Here is a 21,468-nt window from a genome sequence, read left to right on the forward strand (position 1 = left end):
CGCGCGGCGACGACGTCAGCACCTCGACGACGACGGCCGGGGCAGGCGCTCGCGCGCGCGCCCCGGCCGACGGTGCAGGGTGCATCAGGAGCGGTAGACGATCACCTTGTCGCCCTCGTGGACCTGGTCGAACAGCGACGCGATCGCGTCGTAGTCGCGCACGTTGACGCAGCCGTGGGAGGCGCCGTTGTAGCCGTTGGCGGCGAAGTCGGGGGAGTAGTGCACGGCCTGGCCGCCGGAGAAGAACATCGCGAACGGCATCGAGGTGTCGTAGAGCGACGAGACGTGGTCGCGGCTCTTCTGGAACACCGAGAACGTGCCCTCGCGGGTGGGCAGCTCGTCGGAGCCGAAGCGGACGTCGACGGTGAGCTGCACCTGGCCGTCGACCACCCAGCGCAGGGTGCGCGAGGTCTTGTCGACGCAGAGCACGCGGCCGGTGGTGCAGCCGGGGTCGAGGGCACCGGGCACGTTGCCGCCCATCTGGTTCGCGAGCTCGGCCTTGGTCGGCTCGGAGGTCATCGCCAGGAGGCGGTCCATCGTGCGCTGGTCGACCTCGCCGGTCACCGGGATCCCGCGCTTGGCCTGGAAGCCCTCGACGGCGGTGCGCGTCACGTCGCCGTAGGTGCCGGTGACGTCCTGGTTGAACCAGTCGATCTGACGCAGCCGAGCCTGCAGCCGGCGGACGTCGTCGGACTGGTCGCCCGGACCCATCAGGCGCGGGCCGGGCACGAGCGCGGGCTCGGGAGCCGGCTCGGGCGTCGTGGGCTCGGCCTCACCCTGGGAGGGGCTGGACGGCGGTGCGGTCGGGTCGTCGGTCTCGGTCGACGGTGCGGCGGGCGCGGGCGACGGGTCTGCGGTGCCGGGGGCCTCGGGCGTGCCCGGGGCGTCGGGGGACGGCGTGCCGGGCTTCGCGGGCTTGCCGGGCTTGCCGGGATTCGCGGGCGCGGCCGGCTCGGCGGGCTCGGCGGGGGAGCCGGCAGGGGCGTCGGCGGCGACGTCGGCGCGGGTGTCGTCCGTCGCGCGCTGGGACCAGGCGACCCCGAAGGCGGCGCCGGCGACGAGCGCGGCCACGACGACGGTGAGGAGGATGCGGCGGACGGGGTTCATGTTCTCGCTCTCTGAGGGGTGGCCCCAGTGTGACTGATGGGGCTGGAGTGACGGTGTCGGATCGTTCACCAGAAAGACGCACCCCGGGGGCGTTTGGTTGCAGCGCGGTGCTGCGGCCTACGCTCGGCCCGTGGCCCGCGCTGACCTCGACAAGCAACCGACCGACGTCCAGCGGATGTTCGACACCGTCGCGAAGCGCTACGACCTCACCAACGACGTCTTGTCGCTGGGCCAGGACCGCCGCTGGCGGCGCGAGGTCATCGACGCCGTCGCCCCCCGGTTCGGCGAGCGCGTGCTCGACCTGGCCGCCGGCACCGGCACGTCGAGCGAGCCGTTCGAGGAGCGCGGCGCACGCGTCGTGCCGTGCGACTTCTCGCTCGGCATGCTCCGCGTGGGCAAGCAGGCCCGCCCCCACCTGCCCTTCACGGCCGGCGACGGCACCCGGCTGCCGTTCGCCGACGGCGTGTTCGACGCCGTCACGATCTCCTTCGGCCTGCGCAACATCGTCGACCCCGTCGCGGGCCTGCGCGAGCTGCTCCGGGTGACCAAGCCGGGCGGTCGCCTGGTCGTGTGCGAGTTCAGCCACCCCACCTGGACGCCGTTCCGTACCGTCTACGTCGAGTACCTGATGCGGGCCCTGCCGCCCGTGGCGCGCGCCGTGTCGTCGGCGCCCGACGCCTACGTCTACCTGGCCGAGTCGATCCGGGCCTGGCCCGACCAGCGCGGCCTGGCCGACCTCGTCGCCGAGGCCGGCTGGCAGCGTCCGGAGTGGAAGAACCTCAGCGGCGGCATCGTCGCGCTGCACCGGGCAAGGGCGTAGCCGAGCGCGAGGAACGAGCGCTCGGCGTCACGCACGCAGGTCGAGCAAGCGTCGCGGGTGAGGAACGAAGCCGCGGCAGCGCGTCGAGACCACCGCAGCCGGACGCACGACCGGGCCACCCACGCCTCGGCGTGCGTGGCCCGGTCGAGTGCCACTTCAGTGGTCTCGACTGCGCTCGGCCCGGAGCGAGCTTCGTGCCGTGCTCGCTCGACCTGCTGACCTGTGGGAGGGCGACCTCGTCCCTCGGTCGCCCTCCGGGTCACTGCTGCTGCGACCTGGCCACCAGCTTGTGCCCGAGCGCACCGGCCGAGTTGGCGTCGAGCAGGTTCGTCTGCGACTCGACGAGGCGGAGCAGGGCGGAGTCGGCGCGCAGCAGCTCGGAGGACTGCATGAGGATCGTGCCGGCGCCGGTGAAGTCGTACTGGCGCTCCTCGCCCGACTCGCGCCCGAACGCGCCCTGGATGCCGGCCATGAACGACTGGGCCATCCAGTTGTAGTCGTAGTGCACCGACGGCGAGGGGCAGTCGGCCCAGCCCAGCAGGGCGTCGGGGTCGGCTCGGAAGGGCGGCTCGACGAAGATCACCGGGCCGACCGAGGAGGCCAGGAACTTGCCGGTGCCGATGAGGGTCAGGAAGCCGGGCACGATCGACTGCTTGAGCTCGAGGCCGGTGTCGAAGGCCAGCAGGTTCTTGGCCTTGATCGTCAGGTTGCCCTGGTCGAGGTCGTAGGAGTTGATGTCGTTGCCGCGGTCGCCGATGACGAGCTTGCCCTGGCCGGAGGCGACCACCCAGTCCTGGGTGTAGAGGGGCGAGGAGAACCGCGATGCCACCCAGGCCGCGCGCGAGGCGAAGGCCGCGACGCCGGAGAAGTCGACGTTGCCGTAGTAGGCGATCATCGCGCCGGCCGCGGTGAACCACTCGCCGTTCAGGTCGATGCAGAACGAGTAGGCGTTGACGTTGTCGTCGGACGGCAGGCTCTGGGCGTCCCAGACCTGCGAGCCGCCGGGCATGTTGATCATCAGAACTTCTCCTCCGACGCCTGGATGTAGACCCGGCCGTGGCCGGTGCAGTGCAGCTGGGTGGCCTCGCCGGAGCCGCGACCGACGACGTCGCGGATGCCGGCCTGGATCTTGAAGTCGATCTGCAGCGCGCCGACGTGTCCGACGTAGGCCTGCGGGTCGACGCCGACCATGGTGCCCTCGACGGGGATCTCGAAGGTGCCGCCGTGCGAGAGCAGCGCGACCGAGCCCGTGCCGCTCAGCTTGGTGGTGAACAGGCCCTGGCCCGACATCGCGCCCCGCACGGCCTGCCGGATGCCGCCGGAGGCGATCATCTCGACCGACGACGACAGGTTGGCGTGGTGGGCCAGCAGCCGGTCGGCCTCGACGGTCAGGGTCTCGTTGTTGAGCTGGATGACGGTCACGTAGTGGCCGCGGAAGCCGTAGAGGGCGTTGCCCTGGCCCTCGGCGACCATCATCGAGACCGACTCGCCGGCCATCGCGCGTCCGACCATGCCGCCGACGCCACCGCCGCCGCTGATCGGGCGGAACGTGACCCCGCCGGAGTAGCCGAGCATCGCGCCGCGGCGGGCGATGACCTCGCCGCCCTGCGAGACGTCGGTGCGGATGACCTTCTTGTTCACCTGCTCGAAGACGCTGTTCGGCATCGCGATCACCGCTCCGCAGGCTGGATGTAGACGGTGCCCTGGCCCTCGAACCGCAGGCTGAACGGCTCTCCGCCGCCCTCGCCGACGAGGCTGCGCCAGGTGACGCCCGAGACGAGCGACATCGACATCTGGCCCGTGCCGGCCACGTAGGCGTCGGGGTCGACGACCAGCGGCATGCCGGGGCTGACCGCCAGCGGGATCATCGGACCGTCGGACGTGATCGCGCACTGGCCCGAGCCGGTGACCGTCGTCGTCGCCAGGCCCTGGCCGCTCGTCATCCCCCGCAGGCCGGCGAACTGGACGTCGAGCTTGAGCCCGTCGGTGACGGCGAGGATGTGCTCGCTCTCGACCGTGAGCTTGTCGTTGTCGAGCATCACGACGGTGACGTCGAGCGCGTCCTTGGCCAGGTAGGCCCGGCCCTGGCCCGAGCACTCCATCAGCGTGATGCTCTCGCCGGCGACGCGCTGGCGGACGGCGGCCCGGAAGCCGCCGCCGCCGCCCATGCCGGCGTGCTTGAAGCTCAGGTTGCCCGTGTAGGCGACCATCGCGCCTTGGGCGGCCCGCACGCTGTCGCCGGTCAGGTCGGCGTGCAGGACTTTCTTGTCAGCGGTGAGGGTCGCCACCGGGCCTCCGATACGTCGGTCGTGAATGGATCGGGAAGAGGTCTGTGCAGGGGTCCGATCGCACCCTAGGTGAGGGAGACCTCCCCCGAGGAGACCCTGGCCACACCTCGGTCGCGGACGACGTGCTCCACGACGTCAGTGGCGAATTAGGCAACGATCCTATGGGCTAAATCCGCCGGTCAGGCGGCATTTGGACGTCGGCACCCGGGTGTGACGTGGCGCTCCAGGAGTGGCAGTATGAGCGCGAGCGCACCTCGTGATCCGATTCACAAAGTCACGATCGTCACACCCGACGCGCCGGTGCGCCGTCGTCGAAGGGAACCGCCGGATGGACGTCTACACCCCCGTCCTGATCCTCGCCGCACTCGCCGCGCTGTTCGCCGTCGGATCGATCGTCACGAGCGCCTTCGTGGTCGGCCCGCAGCGCTACAACCGCGCCAAGCTCGACTCCTACGAGTGCGGCATCGAGCCCACCCCGCAGGCGGTCGGCGGCGGCCGTTTCCCGGTGAAGTACTACATCATCGCGATGCTCTTCATCGTCTTCGACATCGAGATCATCTTCCTCTACCCGTGGGCCGTGCAGTTCGACGCACTCGGTCTGTTCGGGCTGGTCGAGATGGTCATCTTCATCGCCACCGTCTTCGTCGCCTACGCCTACGTGTGGCGTCGCGGCGGGCTCGAGTGGGACTGACCGGAGGGACGCAGACATGGGTATCGAGGAGAAGCTCCCCAGCGGGGTGCTGCTGAGCACGGTCGAGGGACTGGCCGGCTACATGCGCAAGGCCAGCTTCTGGCCGGCGACGTTCGGCCTGGCCTGCTGCGCCATCGAGATGATGACCAGCGGCGGCCCGAAGTACGACCTCGCCCGCTTCGGCATGGAGGTCTTCCGGGCCAGCCCCCGCCAGGCCGACCTGATGATCGTCGCGGGCCGGGTCAGCAACAAGATGGCCCCGGTGCTGCGCCAGATCTACGACCAGATGGCCGAGCCCAAGTGGGTGCTCGCCATGGGCGTGTGCGCCAGCAGCGGCGGCATGTTCAACAACTACGCGATCGTGCAGGGCGTCGACCACGTCGTCCCGGTCGACATGTACCTCCCCGGCTGCCCGCCGCGCCCGGAGATGCTGATCGACGCGATCCTCAAGCTCCACGACCAGGTGCAACACACCAAGATGGGCGCCAACCGCCAGGCGCAGATCCGAGAGCTCGAGGAGGAGGGCCTGCGAGCCCTGCCGACCTCGCAGATGAAGGGCCTCCTCCGATGAGCGACGAGGAGAAGACCACCGGCCCCGACCAGACGCCGGCGACCACCGACGAGGAGCTCCGGGCCACCGGTGCGCGCACCGGCATGTTCGGCGTCCGCGGCACCGGCGACACCAGCGGCTACGGCGGGCTCGTCGCGCCGATCGTCTTCCCCGGCCAGGCCCAGCGCCCGTTCGGTGGCTGGTACGACGACGTCGCCGACGCGCTCGAGCGCGTCGTCCCGCTCGGCCGCGTCGTCATCCACCGCGGCGAGATCACCTTCCACGTCCGGCGCGACGACCTCGTCGCCACCATGCAGCACCTGCGCGACGACCCCGCACTGCGCTTCGAGCTGTGCACGGGCGTCAGCGGCGTCCACTACCCCGACGACGCCGGCGCCGAGCTGCACGCCGTCTACCACCTGCTCTCGATGACCCACAACCGCCGCGTGCGCATCGAGGTCTCCGTGCCCGACAGCGACCCGCACGTCCCGTCGGTGGTGGCGATCTACCCCACCAACGACTGGCACGAGCGCGAGACGTGGGACATGTTCGGCATCGTCTTCGACGGCCACCCCGCACTCACCCGCATCCTCATGCCCGACGACTGGCCGGGCCACCCGCAGCGCAAGGACTACCCCCTCGGCGGCATCCCCGTCGAGTACAAGGGCGGCACCATCCCGCCGCCCGACCAGCGGAGGAGCTACAACTGATGAGCACCACCGACGACGTCTACGCCGGCACCAACGAGACCACCGAGGGCAAGGTCTTCACCGTCACCGGTCAGGACTGGGACGAGATCGTCGACGGTCTCTCCGGCGCCGAGGGCGTCGAGGAGCGGGTCGTGGTCAACATGGGCCCCCAGCACCCGTCGACCCACGGCGTGCTCCGGCTCATCCTCGAGATCGAGGGCGAGACGGTCACCGAGGCCCGGTGCGGCATCGGCTACCTGCACACCGGCATCGAGAAGAACATGGAGTACCGCTCCTGGGTGCAGGGCACGACCTTCGTGACCCGCATGGACTACCTCGCGCCGTTCCACAACGAGCTCACCTACTGCCTCGGCGTCGAGCGGCTGCTCGACATCGAGGACGACGTGCCCGAGAAGGCCAACGTCATGCGGGTGCTGCTCAGCGAGCTCAACCGCATCTCCTCCCACCTGGTGTGCATCGCCACCGGTGGCATGGAGATCGGCGCGCTCACGGTGATGACGATCGGCTTCCGCGAGCGCGAGCTCGTGCTCGACCTGTTCGAGCTGATCACCGGCCTGCGCATGAACCACGCGTTCATCCGTCCCGGCGGTGTCGCACAAGACCTCCCGCCCGGCGCCCTCGACGAGATCCGCTCCTTCATCGCCCTGATGAAGAAGCGCCTGCCCGAGTACGCCGCCCTCTGCAACGCCAACCCGATCTTCAAGGGCCGCCTCGAGGGCGTCGGCCACCTCGAGCTCGACGGCTGCATGGCGCTCGGCCTCACCGGCCCGGTGCTCCGCTCGACCGGCTACCCGTGGGACCTTCGCAAGACCGAGCCGTACATCGGCTACGAGGACTACGACTTCGACGTCCAGACCTGGGACACCTGCGACTCCTACGGCCGCTTCCGCGTGCGGCTCAACGAGATGTGGGAGTCGCTGCGCATCGTCGAGCAGGCCACCGACCGGCTGGCCGGGCTCGAGGGTGCGCCGGTGATGGTCGCCGACAAGAAGATCGCCTGGCCCAGCCAGCTGGCCATCGGCAGCGACGGCATGGGCAACAGCCTCGACCACATCCGCCACATCATGGGTGAGTCCATGGAGGCGCTGATCCACCACTTCAAGCTCGTCACCGAGGGCTTCCGGGTGCCGCCGGGCCAGGCCTACGTGCCGGTCGAGGGCCCGCGCGGCGAGCTCGGCGCCCACGTCGTCTCCGACGGCGGTACGCGCCCCTTCCGGGTCCACTTCCGCGACCCGTCGTTCACCAACCTGCAGGCCACCAGCGTGATGAGCGAGGGCGGCCAGGTCGCCGACGTCATCGTCGCCATCGCCTCGATCGACCCCGTGATGGGAGGTGTCGACAGGTGAGCCTCTCGACCGAGACCAAGGCCGAGCTCGTCGAGATCGCGGCCCGCTACCCCGAGAAGCGCTCCGGCCTGCTGCCGATGCTGCACCTGGTGCAGTCGTCCGAGGGCCGCATCACGCCCGAGGGCATCGAGGTGTGCGCCGAGATCCTCGACATCTCCGCCGCCGACGTCAGCGGCGTCGCGACGTTCTACACGATGTACAAGCGGCGCCCGGTCGGCGACTACCTGGTCGGCGTCTGCACCAACACGCTGTGCGCGGTGATGGGCGGCGACGAGATCTTCTCCACGCTCAAGGAGCACCTCGACGTCGGCAACGACGAGACCACCGCCGACGGCAAGATCACCCTCGAGCACGTCGAGTGCAACGCGGCCTGCGACTACGCCCCGGTGATGATGGTCAACTGGGAGTTCATGGACAACCAGACGCCGCAGTCCGCGGTCGAGCTGGTCGACGACCTGCGGGCCGGCACCGAGCGCAGCTCCACCCGCGGCCCGCGGCTGTGCACCTGGCGTGAGGCCGAGCGCGTGCTCGCCGGCTTCCCCGACGGTCGCGTCGACGAGGGCCCCGGCGCCGGACCGGCCTCGCTCGTCGGTCTGGGCATCGCCCGCGACCGCGGCTGGACGGCGCCGTCCGCCGACGGCACGGCGGTCACGGCCGGCGACCCGGCACCTGCGGTGCCGGAGGAGAAGTCCGAGAAGCAGCAGGCCGCCGCCGAGGCCGACGACACGGTGGCTGAGGCGGCCGCCGTCGAGCAGGACAACGCGTCCGACGAAACCGCGGCAGAGAAGAAGGAGGCTGACTGATGACTGACTCCGTGAGCACGCTGACGCCGGTCCTCACCGACGACTGGGACGCCGAGCGGTCCTGGACGCTCGCGACCTACGAGTCGCGTGGGGGCTACGAGGCGCTCAAGAAGGCGCTGACGATGCCGCAGGACGACATCATCGCCGCCGTCAAGGACTCCGGCCTCCGCGGTCGCGGTGGCGCCGGCTTCCCGACCGGCATGAAGTGGTCGTTCATCCCGCAGGACAACCCCAAGCCGAAGTATCTCGTCGTCAACGCCGACGAGTCCGAGCCGGGCACCTGCAAGGACATCCCGCTCATGATGGCCACGCCGCACACCCTCGTCGAGGGCGTCGCGATCAGCTCGTTCGCCATCCGTGCCAACCACGCCTTCATCTACATCCGCGGCGAGGTCCTCCACGTCATCCGCCGCGTGCAGGCCGCCGTCGCCGAGGCCTACGCCGCCGGCCACCTCGGCAAGAACATCCACGGCTCCGGCTACGACCTCGACGTCGTCGTCCACGCCGGCGCGGGCGCCTACATCTGCGGCGAGGAGACCGCCCTGCTCGAGGGCCTCGAGGGCCGTCGCGGCCAACCGCGACTCCGCCCGCCGTTCCCCGCCGTCGCCGGCCTCTACGCCAGCCCCACGGTCATCAACAACGTCGAGTCGATCGCCTCGGTGCCCAGCATCGTGGCCAACGGCGCCTCGTGGTTCTCCTCCATGGGCACCGAGAAGTCGAAGGGCTTCGGCATCTTCTCCCTCTCCGGGCACGTGAACACCCCCGGTCAGTACGAGGCGCCGCTCGGCATCACGCTGCGCGAGCTCATCGACCTCGCCGGCGGCATGCGCCACGGCCACGAGCTGAAGTTCTGGACTCCGGGCGGCTCCAGCACCCCGCTGCTCACCGCCGAGCACCTCGACGTCCCCCTCGACTTCGAGGGCGTCGCGGCCGTGAAGTCGATGCTCGGCACCCGCGCCATCCAGCTCTTCGACGAGACCACGTGCGTCGTGCGCGCGGTCCTGCGCTGGACCGAGTTCTACAAGCACGAGTCGTGCGGCAAGTGCACCCCGTGCCGCGAGGGCACCTGGTGGCTCGTGCAGACCCTCGCCGCGCTCGAGAAGGGCCAGGGCAGCGAGTCCGACCTCGACCTGCTGCTCGACCAGTGCGACAACATCCTGGGCCGCTCGTTCTGCGCCCTCGGCGACGGCGCGACCAGCCCCATCTCCAGCTCGATCCAGTTCTTCCGCGACGAGTACCTCGCCCACCTCACGCACGGGGGCTGCCCCTTCGACGCCCAGGCCTCCACCGCCTGGGCCGGATCCCTCACCGGAGCCACCTCATGACGACGACTCCCGAGAAGGCCACCGACCTCGTCTCGGTCACCATCGACGGCATCCAGGTCGACGTCGCCAAGGACACCCTGGTCATCCGCGCGGCCGAGCAGGTCGGCGTGCAGATCCCGCGGTTCTGCGACCACCCGCTGCTCGCACCGGTCGGTGCGTGCCGCCAGTGCCTGGTCGACGTCCCCGACGCCGGCAACGGCCGCGGGTTCCCGAAGCCGCAGGCGGCCTGCACGCTGCCGGTGGCCGAGGGCATGGTCGTCAACACCCAGGCCACCAGCGAGGCCGCCGACAAGGCCCAGCAGGGCGTCATGGAGTTCCTGCTGATCAACCACCCGCTCGACTGCCCGGTCTGCGACAAGGGCGGCGAGTGCCCCCTGCAGAACCAGGCGATGAGCAATGGTCGCGGTGAGTCGCGCTTCGTCGGCTCGGGCACGGGCGGCGTCAAGCGCACGTTCCCCAAGCCGATCAACCTCAGCCCGCAGGTGCTGCTCGACCGCGAGCGCTGCATCGTGTGCCAGCGCTGCACGCGCTTCGCCGCCGAGATCCCGGGCGACCCGTTCATCGCGCTGATCGAGCGCGGCGCGCAGCAGCAGATCGGCATCGCCGAGAACGCGCCGTTCCTGAGCTACTTCGCCGGCAACGTCATCCAGATCTGCCCGGTGGGCGCGCTCACCTCCGAGTCCTACCGGTTCCGCTCGCGCCCGTTCGACCTCGTGTCGAGCCCGTCGGTGGCCGAGCACGATGCGTGCGGCTCGGCCATCCGCGTCGACCACCGGCGCGGCAAGGTCATGCGGCGCCTCGCCGGCGACGACCCCGACGTCAACGAGGAGTGGATCACCGACAAGGACCGCTTCGCGTTCACCTACGCCACCGAGCCCGACCGCCTCACCTACCCGCAGGTGCGCGACACCGACGGCTCGCTGCGCCCCGCGTCGTGGCCCGAGGCCTTCGCCGTCGCCGCCCGCGGCCTGGCCGCGGCCGGGGGAGTGGGCGTGCTGACCGGCGGCCGCCTCACCGGGGAGGACGCGTTCGCCTACAGCAAGTTCGCCCGCGTCGCCCTCGGCACCAACGACATCGACTTCCGCGCCCGGCCGCACTCGGCCGAGGAGGCCGAGTTCCTGGCCGCGCACGTCGTCGCCACCGGCCCCGAGAGCGGCTCGGTCACGTTCAACGACCTCGAGACCGCGGGCACCGTCGTGCTCGCCGGCTTCGAGCCGGAGGACGAGGCCGGCGCGATCTTCCTTCGCCTGCGCAAGGCGGCGCTGCACTCCGGCACGAAGATCGTCGCCGTCGCGCCCTTCACCACCCGCGGCCTGCGCAAGATGCACGGCACGCTGCTGCCCACCGCGCCGGGCGACGAGCCGGCCGTGCTCGCCGGTCTCGAGCTCGGTGCCGGCGACGTCCTGCTCGTCGGCGAGCGCCTCGCCACCGTGCCCGGCGCGCTCAGTGCCGCGGCCGACCTCGCCGCGCGCACCGGCGCCCGTCTGGCCTGGGTGCCGCGTCGCGCCGGCGACCGTGGCGCGCTCGAGACAGGCTGTCTGCCCAACCTGCTGCCCGGCGGCCGTCCGGTCTCCGACGTGCAGGCCCGCGTCGACGCCGCCACCACGTGGGGCGTCGACAGCCTGCCCGAGACGCCGGGCCGCGACTGCGACGCGATCATCGCCGCGCTCCTCAGCGGTGAGCTCGGGGGCCTGGTCATCGGTGGCGTCGACCCCGCCGACACCACCGACCCGGCTGCCACCACCGCCGCCGTGCAGGCCGCGACGTTCGTCGTCGCCCTCGACCTGCGCGCCAACGACGTCACCCGCGCCGCCGACGTCGTCTTCCCGGTCGCACCCGTCACCGACAAGGCCGGCTCGTTCGTCAACTGGGAGGGTCGCGTCCGTCCGTTCGAGCAGGTGTTGAGCAACCCGGCCTCGCTGCCCGACCTGCGGGTGCTCGCCGGCATCGCCGAGGAGCTCGGCCGTCCGCTCGGCTTCCGCACCGTCGACGACGTGTGGCAGCAGCTCGAGGAGCTCGGCCCCTGGGACGGCGACCGCGCCACCCTGACGCCGGTCGCACCGTCCGCCGGCTCCGACGCCGCCGCGAAGGGCCTGCGCCTGGCGAGCTGGAAGCAGCTCGTCGACAACGGCACCATGCTCGCCGGCGACAAGCACCTCGCCGCCACCGCCCGCCCCGCGGTCGCCCGGGTCAGCCAGGCCGTGCACGACGCCTGCGGACCCACGGTCACCATCACCGGCGACCGCGGCTCGATCACGGTGCCGTCGGAGGTCGCCCACGACATCGTCGACGACGTCGTGTGGCTGCCGGCCTCGTCCACCGGCCGGGGCCTCCTCGCCGATCTCGCCTCGCCCGGCTCGCGGGTGACCGTCACCGGAGGTTCCGAGTGATCCCGACCAGCTCGATCGACCTCGGGAGCTCCGTCACCGCACTCGCGGTCGACGGCCCCGACGTCTCCGCGTTCGGCCAGGACGTCTGGTGGGTGATCGGCATCAAGGTGCTGCTCGTCTTCGTGGTCCTCGTGCTGCTCACGCTGTTCAACATCTGGTTCGAGCGACGCGTCGTCGCCCGGATGCAGCACCGGGTCGGCCCCAACGTGCACGGCCCCTTCGGCCTGCTGCAGTCGCTGGCCGACGGCGCCAAGCTGATGTTCAAGGAAGACCTGATGCCGAAGGCCGCCGACAAGGTGGTCTTCGTCCTCGCGCCCGTGCTGTCGGTGATCCCGGCGTTCGTGACGTTCTCGGTCATCCCGTTCGGTCCCGAGGTCAACTTCTTCGGCGAGCGCACGCCGCTGCAGCTCACCGACATGCCCGTGGCCGTTCTGTTCGTCATGGCCATCGCCTCGATCGGCATCTACGGCATCGTGCTCGGCGGCTGGGCCTCCGGGTCCACCTACTCGCTGCTCGGCGGCCTGCGCTCGAGCGCGCAGATGATCTCCTACGAGGTCGCGATGGGCCTCGCGCTCGTCGCGGTGTTCCTCTACGCCGGCTCGATGTCGACGTCCGAGATCGTCGCCGCCCAGGACGACCTGTGGTTCGGGCTCATCCTCTTCCCGTCGTTCGTGATCTTCGTGATCGCGATGGTCGGCGAGACCAACCGGGCACCGTTCGACCTGCCCGAGGCCGAGGGCGAGCTCGTCGGCGGCTTCCACACCGAGTACTCCTCGATCAAGTTCGCCCTGTTCTTCCTCGCCGAGTACATCAACATGGCCACCGTCTCGGCCATGGCCACCACGCTGTTCCTCGGCGGCTGGCACGCCCCGCTGTGGATCGACGAGGTCTGGGCCGGCGCCAACGAGGGCTACTGGCCGGTGCTGTGGTTCTTCGCCAAGATGTTCCTGTTCATCTTCATGTTCATCTGGCTGCGCGGCTCGCTGCCCCGCATGCGCTACGACCAGTTCATGGCCCTCGGCTGGAAGTGGCTCATCCCGATCTCGCTCGGCTGGATCGTCGCGGTCGCCACCATGCGCGTCGCGCGCACCGAGGGCTGGCTCGACAGCGACCGGCTGCCGGTCATCCTCGGCGTCGTGCTCGTCGTCCTGCTGCTGATGTTCTTCATCGGCGGCAAGGAGTCCGACGACGCCGAGGAGCCCGCGGCCGAGGTGACGCCGGGTGGCTTCCCGACGCCGCCGATGCCCACCGGTGGTGCCGTGCGCGGCTCCGCCGCCCCGCTCGTGTTCGACAGTCCCACGCGGGTGACGGCGACCGCCGGCACCGCCGCGGGCGACTCGTCAGGTGAGGAGTCCTGATGGCCGACGACAAGGCCGACAGCAAGACGCTCAAGGAGCAGTTCTGGGACCCGGTCGCCGGGTTCGGGGTCACCTTCCGGACGATGTTCCGCAAGGTGGTCACGGAGCAGTACCCCTTCGAGAAGCAGCCCACCGCCCCGCGCTTCCACGGCCGGCACCAGCTCAACCGCTGGCCCGACGGTCTCGAGAAGTGCGTCGGCTGCGAGCTGTGTGCCTGGGCCTGCCCGGCCGACGCCATCTACGTCGAGGGAGCCTCGAACTCCGACGACACCGAGAGCGGCGGCGAGCGCTACAGCCCCGGCGAGCGCTACGGCCGCGTCTACCAGATCAACTACCTGCGCTGCATCCTGTGCGGGCTGTGCATCGAGGCGTGCCCCACGCGGGCGCTCACGATGACCAACGAGTACGAGCTGGCCGACGACAACCGCGCCGACCTGATCTACGAGAAGTCCGACCTCCTCGCCCCGCTCCTGCCCGGCATGGAGCAGCCGCCGCACCCGATGCAGCCGGGCACCGACGAGGGCGACTACTACCGCAACACGCTCGGCACGCCGTCGTCGTCCGGCACCCCCGCCGGGGGTGACCACTGATGGTGGTCTTCTGGACCCTCGCGCCCGTCATGGTGCTGGCCGCCCTCGGCATCCTGTTCGTCCGCAAGGCCGTGCACGCCGCGCTGCTGCTGGCCACCGTGATGATCAGCCTCGCGATCCTCTACGCCGACCTCGACGCGCCGTTCCTGTTCGCCGTGCAGATCATCGTCTACACCGGCGCGATCTTGATGCTGTTCCTGTTCGTGCTGATGCTGGTCGGCGTCGACTCCGCCGACTCGGTCGTCGAGACGATCAAGGGCCAGCGGGTGATGGCGGCGTTCTTCGGCCTGCTGCTCGGTCTCACGCTCGTCATCGGCCTCTCGCAGGTCGTGCTCAGCGACGCCGTCGGGCTCGGCACGGCCAACCAGGGTGGCAACATCCAGGCCCTGGCCAACATCATCTTCTCCCGCTACGTCTTCGCCTTCGAGGTCACCAGCTCGCTGTTGATCACCGCCGCCGTGGGCGCCATGGTGCTCGCCCACCGCGAGCGGCTGACCAAGAAGAAGTCGCAGGCCGACCTCGCCGCCGAGCGCGTGCGCGACTTCGCCGACAAGGGCAAGCACCTCGGCCCGCTGCCCTCGCCCGGCGTCTACGCGCGGCACAACGCCGTCGACACCCCGGCCCTGCTGCCCGACGGCACCGCCGCCGAGTCGTCGGTCTCGCGGGTGCTGGCCGCCCGCGGCACCGTGCGCTCGGCGCCGGCGCTCGCCGACGACATCGAGGAGCTCAAGCGGCAGCTCGGCGTCGACCCGGCCGAGCGGCCCGGCCCCACCGGCAAGGGCGGCGCCGCCACCTCGACCACCGAGGACGTCGAGAAGGGGGACTCGGCATGAACGAATACGTCGTCGAGCCCCAGCGCGTTCTTCGTCTCCTCCGCTTCGCTCCTCCGACGAACAAAGCGCCGGGGACCCCGAGTCGGCCCGTGATCGAGGTGATCTGACCGTGAACGAGTACGTGGTCCTGTCCTCCATCCTGTTCACCATCGGCGCCGTCGGCGTGCTGGTGCGCCGCAACGCCATCGTGGTCTTCATGTGCGTCGAGCTGATGCTCAACGCCTGCAACCTCGCGCTCGTGGCCTTCGCCAAGCAGCACGGCAACCTCGAAGGGCAGGTGGCGGCGTTCTTCGTGATGGTCGTCGCGGCCGCCGAGGTCGTCGTCGGGCTCGCGATCATCATGACCATCTTCCGCACCCGTCGTTCGGCCTCGGTCGACGACGCGAGCCTGCTGAAGTTCTGAAAGGGCCGCACTGATGCTGCTGTTGGAGGCGGGCTCCGAGATCCCGCTCGTACATCCCGAGAGCGCCGAGGGGGTCTTCGGCCTGCTGTTCCTCGTCATCGCACTGCCGCTCGCCGGCGCTGCGATCCTGCTGCTCGGTGGCAAGTACACCGACAAGTGGGGCCACCTGCTCGGCACCGCGATGCCGGTCGGCTCGTTCGCGATCAGCGTCGTGCTGTTCCTGCAGATGCTCGGACGCGACGAGGGTGAACGCCAGATCGGCCAGCACCTCTACGACTGGGTGCAGGTCGGAAACCTCGACATCGGCATGGACCTCCTGCTCGACCCGCTGTCGGCGCTGTTCCTGCTGCTGATCACCGGCGTCGGCTCGCTCATCCACGTCTACTCCATCGGCTACATGTCGCACGACCCGCGACGTCGCCGCTTCTTCGGCTACCTCAACCTCTTCGTCGCCGCGATGCTGATGCTGGTGCTCTCGGAGAACTACCTCGGCCTGTTCCTCGGCTGGGAGGGCGTCGGCCTCGCCTCCTACCTGCTCATCGGGTTCTGGCAGCACAAGCCGTCGGCGGCCGCCGCGGCCAAGAAGGCCTTCGTCATCAACCGGGTCGGCGACATGGGCATGGCCCTGGCGATCTTCCTGGCCTTCGCGCTCTTCGGCTCGACCAGCTTCTCGGTGATCAGCGCCGGCGCCGGCGAGGCCAGCGAGACCGCGATGACCGCGCTCGGCGTCCTGCTGCTCATCGGCGCCTGCGGAAAGTCGGCCCAGTTCCCGCTGCAGGCCTGGCTCCTCGACGCCATGGAGGGCCCGACGCCGGTCTCGGCCCTCATCCACGCCGCGACCATGGTGACCGCCGGCGTCTACCTGATCATCCGCTCGAACTTCGTCTTCGAGTACGCCCCCGACGCCCAGACCGTGGTGGTCGTGATCGCCGCGATCAGCATCTTGTGGGGCGCGGTCATCGGCTGCGCCAAGGACGACATCAAGAAGGCCCTGGCCGGCTCGACCATGAGCCAGATCGGCTACATGATGCTCGGCGCCGGCCTCGGCGTCGCAGGCTACGCCTACGCGATCTTCCACCTCATCACCCACGGCTTCTTCAAGGCCAACATGTTCCTCGGCGCCGGCTCGGTCATGCACGGCATGGACGACGACGTCGACATGCGCCACTACGGCATGCTGCAGAAGGCCATGCCGGTCACCTTCGCCACGTTCCTCATGGGTTACCTGGCCATCATCGGCTTCCCGGGTTTCTCGGGGTTCTGGTCGAAGGACAAGATCATCGAGACCGCCATCGCCGAGAACTGGGTCGTCGGCCTCGCCGCGCTGCTCGGTGCCGGAGTCACCGGCTTCTACATGACCCGGCTGATGCTGATGACGTTCTTCTCCCAGAAGCGCTGGCAGAAGGACGTCCACCCGCACGAGTCGCCCGCCGTGATGACGTTCCCGCTCATCGTGCTCGCCGCGCTGTCGGTGCTCGGCGGCGTCCTCATCCTCGGCGACTGGATCAAGACCTGGCTCAAGCCCGTCGTCGGCGAGGCCGAGCACCACGAGCCGCCGCTACCGGCCATCGTGATCACCGCGATCATCGTCGCGGTCGTCGCCGTCGGCGTCGCGATCGCGTTCGTGATCTACCAGCGGCAGAAGGTGCCGGCCGTGGCACCCGACGACGTCTCGTTCGCCACCAGGGCGGCGCGCAACGAGCTCTACGGCAACGAGATCAACGAGGCACTCGTGGTCGGTCCCGGACGCCGGCTCGTGGCCGGGCTGTTCCTCTTCGACCGCCACGGCGCCGACGGCACGTTCATGGGCGGCGGCTCCGCCGTCAAGGCGATCGGTGGGCAGCTGCGCAAGGTCCAGACCGGCTACGTCCGTTCCTACGCACTCTCAGTGCTCGTCGGCGTGCTCATCGTCGTCGCGGCCATGCTGGCGGTGAATCTCTGATGACACCCCACGACGTTCTCCACCTCCCCCGCTTCGCTCCTCCGGCGAACAACGCCGCGGGGACCCCGTCGCGTGTGGTTGCGTTCGACCTGGAAGGCCGCTCCTGAGATGTTGACCATCCTGATTCTCGTTCCGCTGCTCGCGGCCCTCCTGATCCCGTTCCTCCCCGCCGCGATCTCGCGGTCCGTCGCGCTCGGCGCCTCCGCCGGCACGCTCGGCCTCGCGATCGCCGTCCTCACCCAGTACGACGTGGGTGGCGGCATGCAGCTGGAGGAGAAGACCACCTGGATCGAGGCGTTCGGCGTGCACTACGCGCTCGGCGTCGACGGTCTCGGCCTGCTCATGGTGCTGCTCACCGCCGTCATCACGCCCGTGGTGATCCTCGCCGGCTGGCACGAGGGCGACGAGGCGCCGCGGTCCTACTACGCCTGGATCCTCGCGCTCGAGGCCCTCTCGCTCGCCGTCTTCTGCGCCACCGACGTGTTCCTCTTCTACGTCGTCTTCGAGGCCACGCTGATCCCCGCCTACTTCCTCGTCGGCGGGTTCGGCAAGGACGGCCGCGCCGCCGCGGCGATGAAGTTCCTGATGTTCCAGCTGGCCGGCGGCCTCGTGCTCCTCGCCTCGGTCATCGGCCTCTACGTCGTCTCGGCCCAGCAGGGCGAGCCGTCCTACCTGCTCTCCGACCTCGAGCAGCTCGACATCTCCACCGAGGCCGGCCGCTGGCTGTTCGCCGGCTTCTTCATCGCCTTCGCGATCAAGGCCCCGCTGTTCCCGGTGCACACCTGGCTGGCCGACACCACCGAGAAGGCCACCCCCGGCGTCTCGGTGATGCTGGTCTGCGTGCTCGACAAGATCGGCACCTTCGGCATGCTGCGGTTCTGCCTCGGCATCTTCCCCGAGGCCTCGCAGTGGGCCACCCCGCTCGTCATCGCGCTCGCGCTGGTCTCGATCGTCTACGGCGCGCTCGTCGCGATCGCCCAGGACGACGTGCTGCGCCTCATCGGCCTGACCTCGCTGAGCCACTTCGGCTTCATCACGCTCGGCATCTTCGTGTTCAGCACCCAGGGCGCCTCCGGCTCGATCCTCTACATGGTCAACCACGGCATCGGCACCGCCGCGCTGTTCCTCGTGGCCGGCTACCTGGTCAGCCGCCGCGGCACCACGCTGATCAGCGAGATGGGCGGGCTCGAGAAGGCCACCCCCGTGCTCGCCGGGCTCACCCTCGTCGCCGGCCTCGCCACCCTCGGCCTGCCCGGCCTCAGCCCGTTCATCTCCGAGTTCCTGGTGCTGCTGGCCGCGTTCGACTACGCCTGGTGGGTCGGCGCGATCGCCGTCACCGGCATCGTGCTCGCCGCCATCTACGTACTGTGGATGTACCAGCGGATCTTCACCGGCCCCGGGCACGAGCCCGTCGGTTCCGGCGCGGGGCACGGGCACGACCACGACGACGTCCCGGCCGACGGCGACCTGCTGACGAAGAAGGCCGCGTCGGCGACCGAGGTCGTGCCCGACGCCGACCGGCGCGAGATCCTGGCCGTCGCGCCGCTCATGGTCGCGCTCGTGGTCTTCGGCTTCTTCCCGCAGCCGCTGCTCGACATCAGCAACCCCTACGCCGAGGACCTCCTGCAGCAGAAGGTCGGCGTGCAGGACGACCCGCCCGAGGTCACGCCCGCCGGCGCTCCGGTGAACGAGGAGGGCAACTGACATGGACTTCGTGAAGCCCACCATCGAGTACCTCGAGCTCCTGCCGCTGCTGATCGTGTTCGGCGCCGCAGCGCTCGGCGTCGTCACCGAGGCCTTCGTGCCCCGCGAGCGCCGCCACGTCGTGCAGGTCGGCCTCGCCGCCGCCGGGGTCACCGCTGCGCTGGTCGCCACGGTCGTCGTCGGCACCGGTCTCGACGAGGCCGGTGACGGTGCCGGCCGCGGTCTCGTCGGCGCCGAGGGGTCGGTCGTCGTCGACGGCCCCACCGTCTACCTGTGGGGCCTCGTCCTCGTCTTCTCCCTCGCCGGCATCGCCCTGTTCGCCGAGCGCAAGCTCGAGGCCGGCGTCCCGGCCTTCGCCGGCCAGGCCGCCGCGCTGCCCGGCAGCGAGGGCGAGCGCGAGGCCTCGACCCGGGGCCTGGCGCACACCGAGGTCTACCCGCTCGTGATGTTCGCGATCGCCGGCATGATGCTGTTCCCGGCGTCCGGCGACCTGCTCACGATGTTCGTCGCCCTCGAGGTGCTCTCGCTGCCGCTCTACCTGCTCTGCGGCCTCGCCCGACGCCGCCGCCTGCTCAGCCAGGAGGCCGCGCTCAAGTACTTCCTGCTCGGCGCCTTCTCCTCCGGCTTCTTCCTCTACGGCGTCGCGCTCATCTACGGCTACGCGGGCTCGATGAGCCTGGGTGCCATCCACGACGCCGTCGTCGCCGGCGACGGCGACCGCACGCTGCTGCTCATCGGCATCGCGATGCTGTCGGTCGGCCTGCTGTTCAAGGTCGGCGCGGTGCCGTTCCAGGCCTGGACGCCCGACGTCTACCAGGGCGCCCCGACGGCGGTCACGGCGTTCATGTCGGCGGCCACGAAGATCGCCGCGTTCGGTGCGATCCTGCGGCTCTACTACGTCGCGTTCGGCTCCGAGCGCTGGGACTGGCAGCCGATGCTGTGGGTCATCGCGATCCTCACCATGCTCGTCGGCGCCGTGCTCGCCTGCGTGCAGAGCGACGTCAAGCGGATGCTCGCCTACTCCTCGATCGCCCACACCGGCTTCCTGCTCACCGGCGTGCTCGGCGTGCAGGCCAGCGGCGAGCTCGCCGAGGGCCAGGTCACCTCGCTCCAGGCCGTGCTGTTCTACCTGACCACCTACGGCTTCGCCACGGTCGGCGCCTTCGCGCTCGTCACCGTCGTCCGCGACGCCAACGGCGAGGCGACGACGTTCTCCAAGTGGGTCGGGCTCGGCCGGCGCTCGCCCGTCGTCGCCGGCGTGTTCGCGCTGTTCCTGCTCTCGATGGCCGGCATCCCGCTCACCGCCGGCTTCGTGGGCAAGTGGTCGGTCTTCACCGTCGCCATGTCGGCCGGGGCCTGGCCCGTCGTCCTCGTGGCGATCGCGTCGAGCATCATCGCGGTCTACTTCTACGTGCGCTACATCCGGCTGATGTTCTTCACCGAGCCCGCCGCCGACGCCGAGGTCGCCTCCGTCACGATCCCCTCGCCGCTGACCAGCGTCACCATCGCCGTGTGCGCCGCTGCGACCGTCGCGCTGGGCCTCGTGCCCGGCCCGGTCCTCGACCTCGCAGCGCAGGTGGGAGACTTCGTCAGGTGAGCCCACACCCGGCCGGCGACGCGACCTCCGACCTGGCCCTGCCGATCGACGACACCGACCTCGCCGACCGGCTGCGACGACGCATGGCCGAGGTCGAGACGGCGCTGCACGGCCACGCCGCCAGCCCGTCGCCCTTCGTCACCGCGGCCGCGCGCCACCTCCTCGACGCCGGCGGCAAGCGTTTCCGGCCCCTGCTCGTGCTGCTCGCCGCCGAGGCCGGCACCGACCCCGGCCACCCCGACGTCGTCACGGCGGCGTGCGTCGTCGAGATCACCCACGTCGGCTCGCTCTACCATGACGACGTCATGGACGAGGCCGCCCTGCGACGCGGGGAGTCCTCGGCCAACGCCCGCTGGGACAACCACGTCGCGATCCTCACCGGCGACTGGCTGTTCGCGAAGTCGTCGGAGCTGACCGCGCAGCTCGGCGCCGACGCGGTCGCCATCCAGGCCGCCACGTTCACCCGCCTCGTCGAGGGCCAGATCCTCGAGGGCGTCGAGCCCGAGGGCGACGCCCTGCAGCACTACCTCGACGTCGTCGCCGGCAAGACCGGTTCGCTCATCGCCACCTCGGCCCGCTACGGCGCCCGCTTCGGCGGCGCAAGCCCCGAGGTCGAGGAGGCGCTCACCGCCTACGGCGAGATCGTCGGCTCGGCCTTCCAGCTCTCCGACGACATCCTCGACGTCGCCTCCGAGTCCGACGAGTCGGGCAAGACCCCCGGCACCGACCTCCGCGAGGGCGTGCCCACGCTGCCGGTGCTGATGGCTCTCGCCTCCACCGACCCCGCCGACGCGCGCCTGCACGAGCTGCTCCGTGCCGACCTCGCCGACGACGCCCTGCACGCCGAGGCGCTCGACCTGCTCCGCAAGCACCCGGCGCTCGAGGAGGCCCGCGCCTACGTCGTCGCCCGGGCCCAGGAGGCCAAGGCACTGCTCGGCGTCCTGCCCGAGGGCTCGGTGCGCCAGGCCCTCGAGGACTTCGCCGACGTCGTCGCGATCCGTTCGGCCTGAG

At 70.4% G+C, this 21,468-nt stretch carries 20 protein-coding genes; 16 read left to right on the forward strand and 4 right to left on the reverse strand.

What is annotated here, in order from left to right; translation table 11 throughout:
• Nucleotides 1–84: 84 nt before the first annotated feature.
• Nucleotides 85–1,107, reverse strand: a complete 1,023-nt coding sequence (locus ABFT23_RS12950; protein ID WP_347895783.1) for a L,D-transpeptidase family protein — start codon at nt 1,105–1,107, stop codon at nt 85–87.
• 97 nt (nt 1,108–1,204) lie between these two features.
• On the opposite strand from ABFT23_RS12950, the gene ABFT23_RS12955 reads away from it, so the two are divergent.
• Nucleotides 1,205–1,927 (forward strand): demethylmenaquinone methyltransferase, encoded by a 723-nt coding sequence (locus ABFT23_RS12955; protein ID WP_457623409.1) that lies wholly within the window; start codon nt 1,205–1,207, stop codon nt 1,925–1,927.
• A gap of 259 nt (nt 1,928–2,186) precedes the next feature.
• Here the strand turns inward: ABFT23_RS12955 and ABFT23_RS12960 are convergent, their stop codons facing one another.
• The 3 genes from ABFT23_RS12960 to ABFT23_RS12970 are packed head-to-tail and all read right to left on the reverse strand — an operon-like array spanning nt 2,187 to nt 4,215.
• The gene (locus ABFT23_RS12960) at nt 2,187–2,945 is read right to left on the reverse strand and encodes an AIM24 family protein (RefSeq protein WP_347895787.1); all 759 of its coding nucleotides are present in this window, start codon (nt 2,943–2,945) and stop codon (nt 2,187–2,189) included.
• On the reverse strand, nt 2,945–3,592 hold the full coding sequence (locus ABFT23_RS12965; RefSeq protein ID WP_347896076.1) for an AIM24 family protein: 648 nt from the start codon (nt 3,590–3,592) through the stop codon (nt 2,945–2,947). Before ABFT23_RS12965 ends, ABFT23_RS12960 begins: the two co-directional genes overlap by 1 nt.
• A 5-nt stretch (nt 3,593–3,597) precedes the next feature.
• The gene (locus tag ABFT23_RS12970; protein ID WP_347895789.1) at nt 3,598–4,215 is read right to left on the reverse strand and encodes an AIM24 family protein; all 618 of its coding nucleotides are present in this window, start codon (nt 4,213–4,215) and stop codon (nt 3,598–3,600) included.
• 328 nt (nt 4,216–4,543) lie between these two features.
• Between ABFT23_RS12970 and ABFT23_RS12975 the strand changes: the two genes are divergently transcribed.
• From ABFT23_RS12975 to ABFT23_RS13045, 15 genes are all read left to right on the forward strand, one after another.
• The gene (locus tag ABFT23_RS12975; protein WP_347895791.1) at nt 4,544–4,906 is read left to right on the forward strand and encodes an NADH-quinone oxidoreductase subunit A; all 363 of its coding nucleotides are present in this window, start codon (nt 4,544–4,546) and stop codon (nt 4,904–4,906) included.
• Between the two features lie 16 nt (nt 4,907–4,922).
• Complete coding sequence (locus tag ABFT23_RS12980; protein ID WP_347895793.1) at nt 4,923–5,477, forward strand: NuoB/complex I 20 kDa subunit family protein; 555 nt, start codon at nt 4,923–4,925, stop codon at nt 5,475–5,477.
• Complete coding sequence (locus tag ABFT23_RS12985) at nt 5,474–6,166, forward strand: NADH-quinone oxidoreductase subunit C (protein WP_347895795.1); 693 nt, start codon at nt 5,474–5,476, stop codon at nt 6,164–6,166. Before ABFT23_RS12980 ends, ABFT23_RS12985 begins: the two co-directional genes overlap by 4 nt.
• Nucleotides 6,166–7,512: an NADH-quinone oxidoreductase subunit D gene (locus ABFT23_RS12990; protein ID WP_347895797.1), complete on the forward strand. Its 1,347-nt coding sequence runs from the start codon at nt 6,166–6,168 to the stop codon at nt 7,510–7,512. Before ABFT23_RS12985 ends, ABFT23_RS12990 begins: the two co-directional genes overlap by 1 nt.
• Nucleotides 7,509–8,315 carry an NADH-quinone oxidoreductase subunit NuoE gene (gene nuoE, locus ABFT23_RS12995; protein WP_347895799.1) on the forward strand — a complete coding sequence of 269 codons (807 nt, stop codon included), beginning with the start codon at nt 7,509–7,511 and terminating at the stop codon, nt 8,313–8,315. Before ABFT23_RS12990 ends, nuoE begins: the two co-directional genes overlap by 4 nt.
• The gene (nuoF, locus tag ABFT23_RS13000) at nt 8,315–9,640 is read left to right on the forward strand and encodes an NADH-quinone oxidoreductase subunit NuoF (RefSeq protein WP_347895800.1); all 1,326 of its coding nucleotides are present in this window, start codon (nt 8,315–8,317) and stop codon (nt 9,638–9,640) included. Before nuoE ends, nuoF begins: the two co-directional genes overlap by 1 nt.
• A complete protein-coding gene (locus tag ABFT23_RS13005; protein ID WP_347895802.1) occupies nt 9,637–12,030 on the forward strand; it encodes an NADH-quinone oxidoreductase subunit G in 2,394 nt (797 codons plus the stop codon). Before nuoF ends, ABFT23_RS13005 begins: the two co-directional genes overlap by 4 nt.
• 14 nt (nt 12,031–12,044) lie before the next feature.
• Entirely contained in the window at nt 12,045–13,388 is a 1,344-nt protein-coding gene (gene nuoH, locus ABFT23_RS13010) for an NADH-quinone oxidoreductase subunit NuoH (RefSeq protein ID WP_347896078.1), read from the forward strand.
• Nucleotides 13,388–13,978, forward strand: a complete 591-nt coding sequence (gene nuoI / locus ABFT23_RS13015; protein WP_347895804.1) for an NADH-quinone oxidoreductase subunit NuoI — start codon at nt 13,388–13,390, stop codon at nt 13,976–13,978. Before nuoH ends, nuoI begins: the two co-directional genes overlap by 1 nt.
• Nucleotides 13,978–14,811, forward strand: a complete 834-nt coding sequence (locus ABFT23_RS13020; protein ID WP_347895806.1) for an NADH-quinone oxidoreductase subunit J — start codon at nt 13,978–13,980, stop codon at nt 14,809–14,811. The genes nuoI and ABFT23_RS13020 overlap by 1 nt, the downstream gene beginning before the upstream one ends.
• A 103-nt stretch (nt 14,812–14,914) precedes the next feature.
• Nucleotides 14,915–15,214 (forward strand): NADH-quinone oxidoreductase subunit NuoK, encoded by a 300-nt coding sequence (gene nuoK / locus ABFT23_RS13025; RefSeq protein WP_347896080.1) that lies wholly within the window; start codon nt 14,915–14,917, stop codon nt 15,212–15,214.
• A 13-nt stretch (nt 15,215–15,227) separates the two neighbouring features.
• Nucleotides 15,228–17,156, forward strand: coding sequence for an NADH-quinone oxidoreductase subunit L (gene nuoL / locus ABFT23_RS13030; RefSeq protein WP_347895808.1), 1,929 nt, complete (start codon nt 15,228–15,230; stop codon nt 17,154–17,156).
• A gap of 108 nt (nt 17,157–17,264) precedes the next feature.
• Nucleotides 17,265–18,860: an NADH-quinone oxidoreductase subunit M gene (locus ABFT23_RS13035; RefSeq protein ID WP_347895810.1), complete on the forward strand. Its 1,596-nt coding sequence runs from the start codon at nt 17,265–17,267 to the stop codon at nt 18,858–18,860.
• 1 nt (nt 18,861) lies between these two features.
• Nucleotides 18,862–20,457, forward strand: a complete 1,596-nt coding sequence (nuoN, locus tag ABFT23_RS13040) for an NADH-quinone oxidoreductase subunit NuoN (protein WP_347895811.1) — start codon at nt 18,862–18,864, stop codon at nt 20,455–20,457.
• Nucleotides 20,454–21,467: a polyprenyl synthetase family protein gene (locus ABFT23_RS13045; protein ID WP_457623414.1), complete on the forward strand. Its 1,014-nt coding sequence runs from the start codon at nt 20,454–20,456 to the stop codon at nt 21,465–21,467. Before nuoN ends, ABFT23_RS13045 begins: the two co-directional genes overlap by 4 nt.
• Nucleotide 21,468: the final 1 nt, after the last annotated feature.

The sequence above is a fragment of the Nocardioides secundeburneus genome (assembly GCF_039939255.1).
Classification (GTDB): Bacteria; Actinomycetota; Actinomycetes; order Propionibacteriales; family Nocardioidaceae; genus Nocardioides.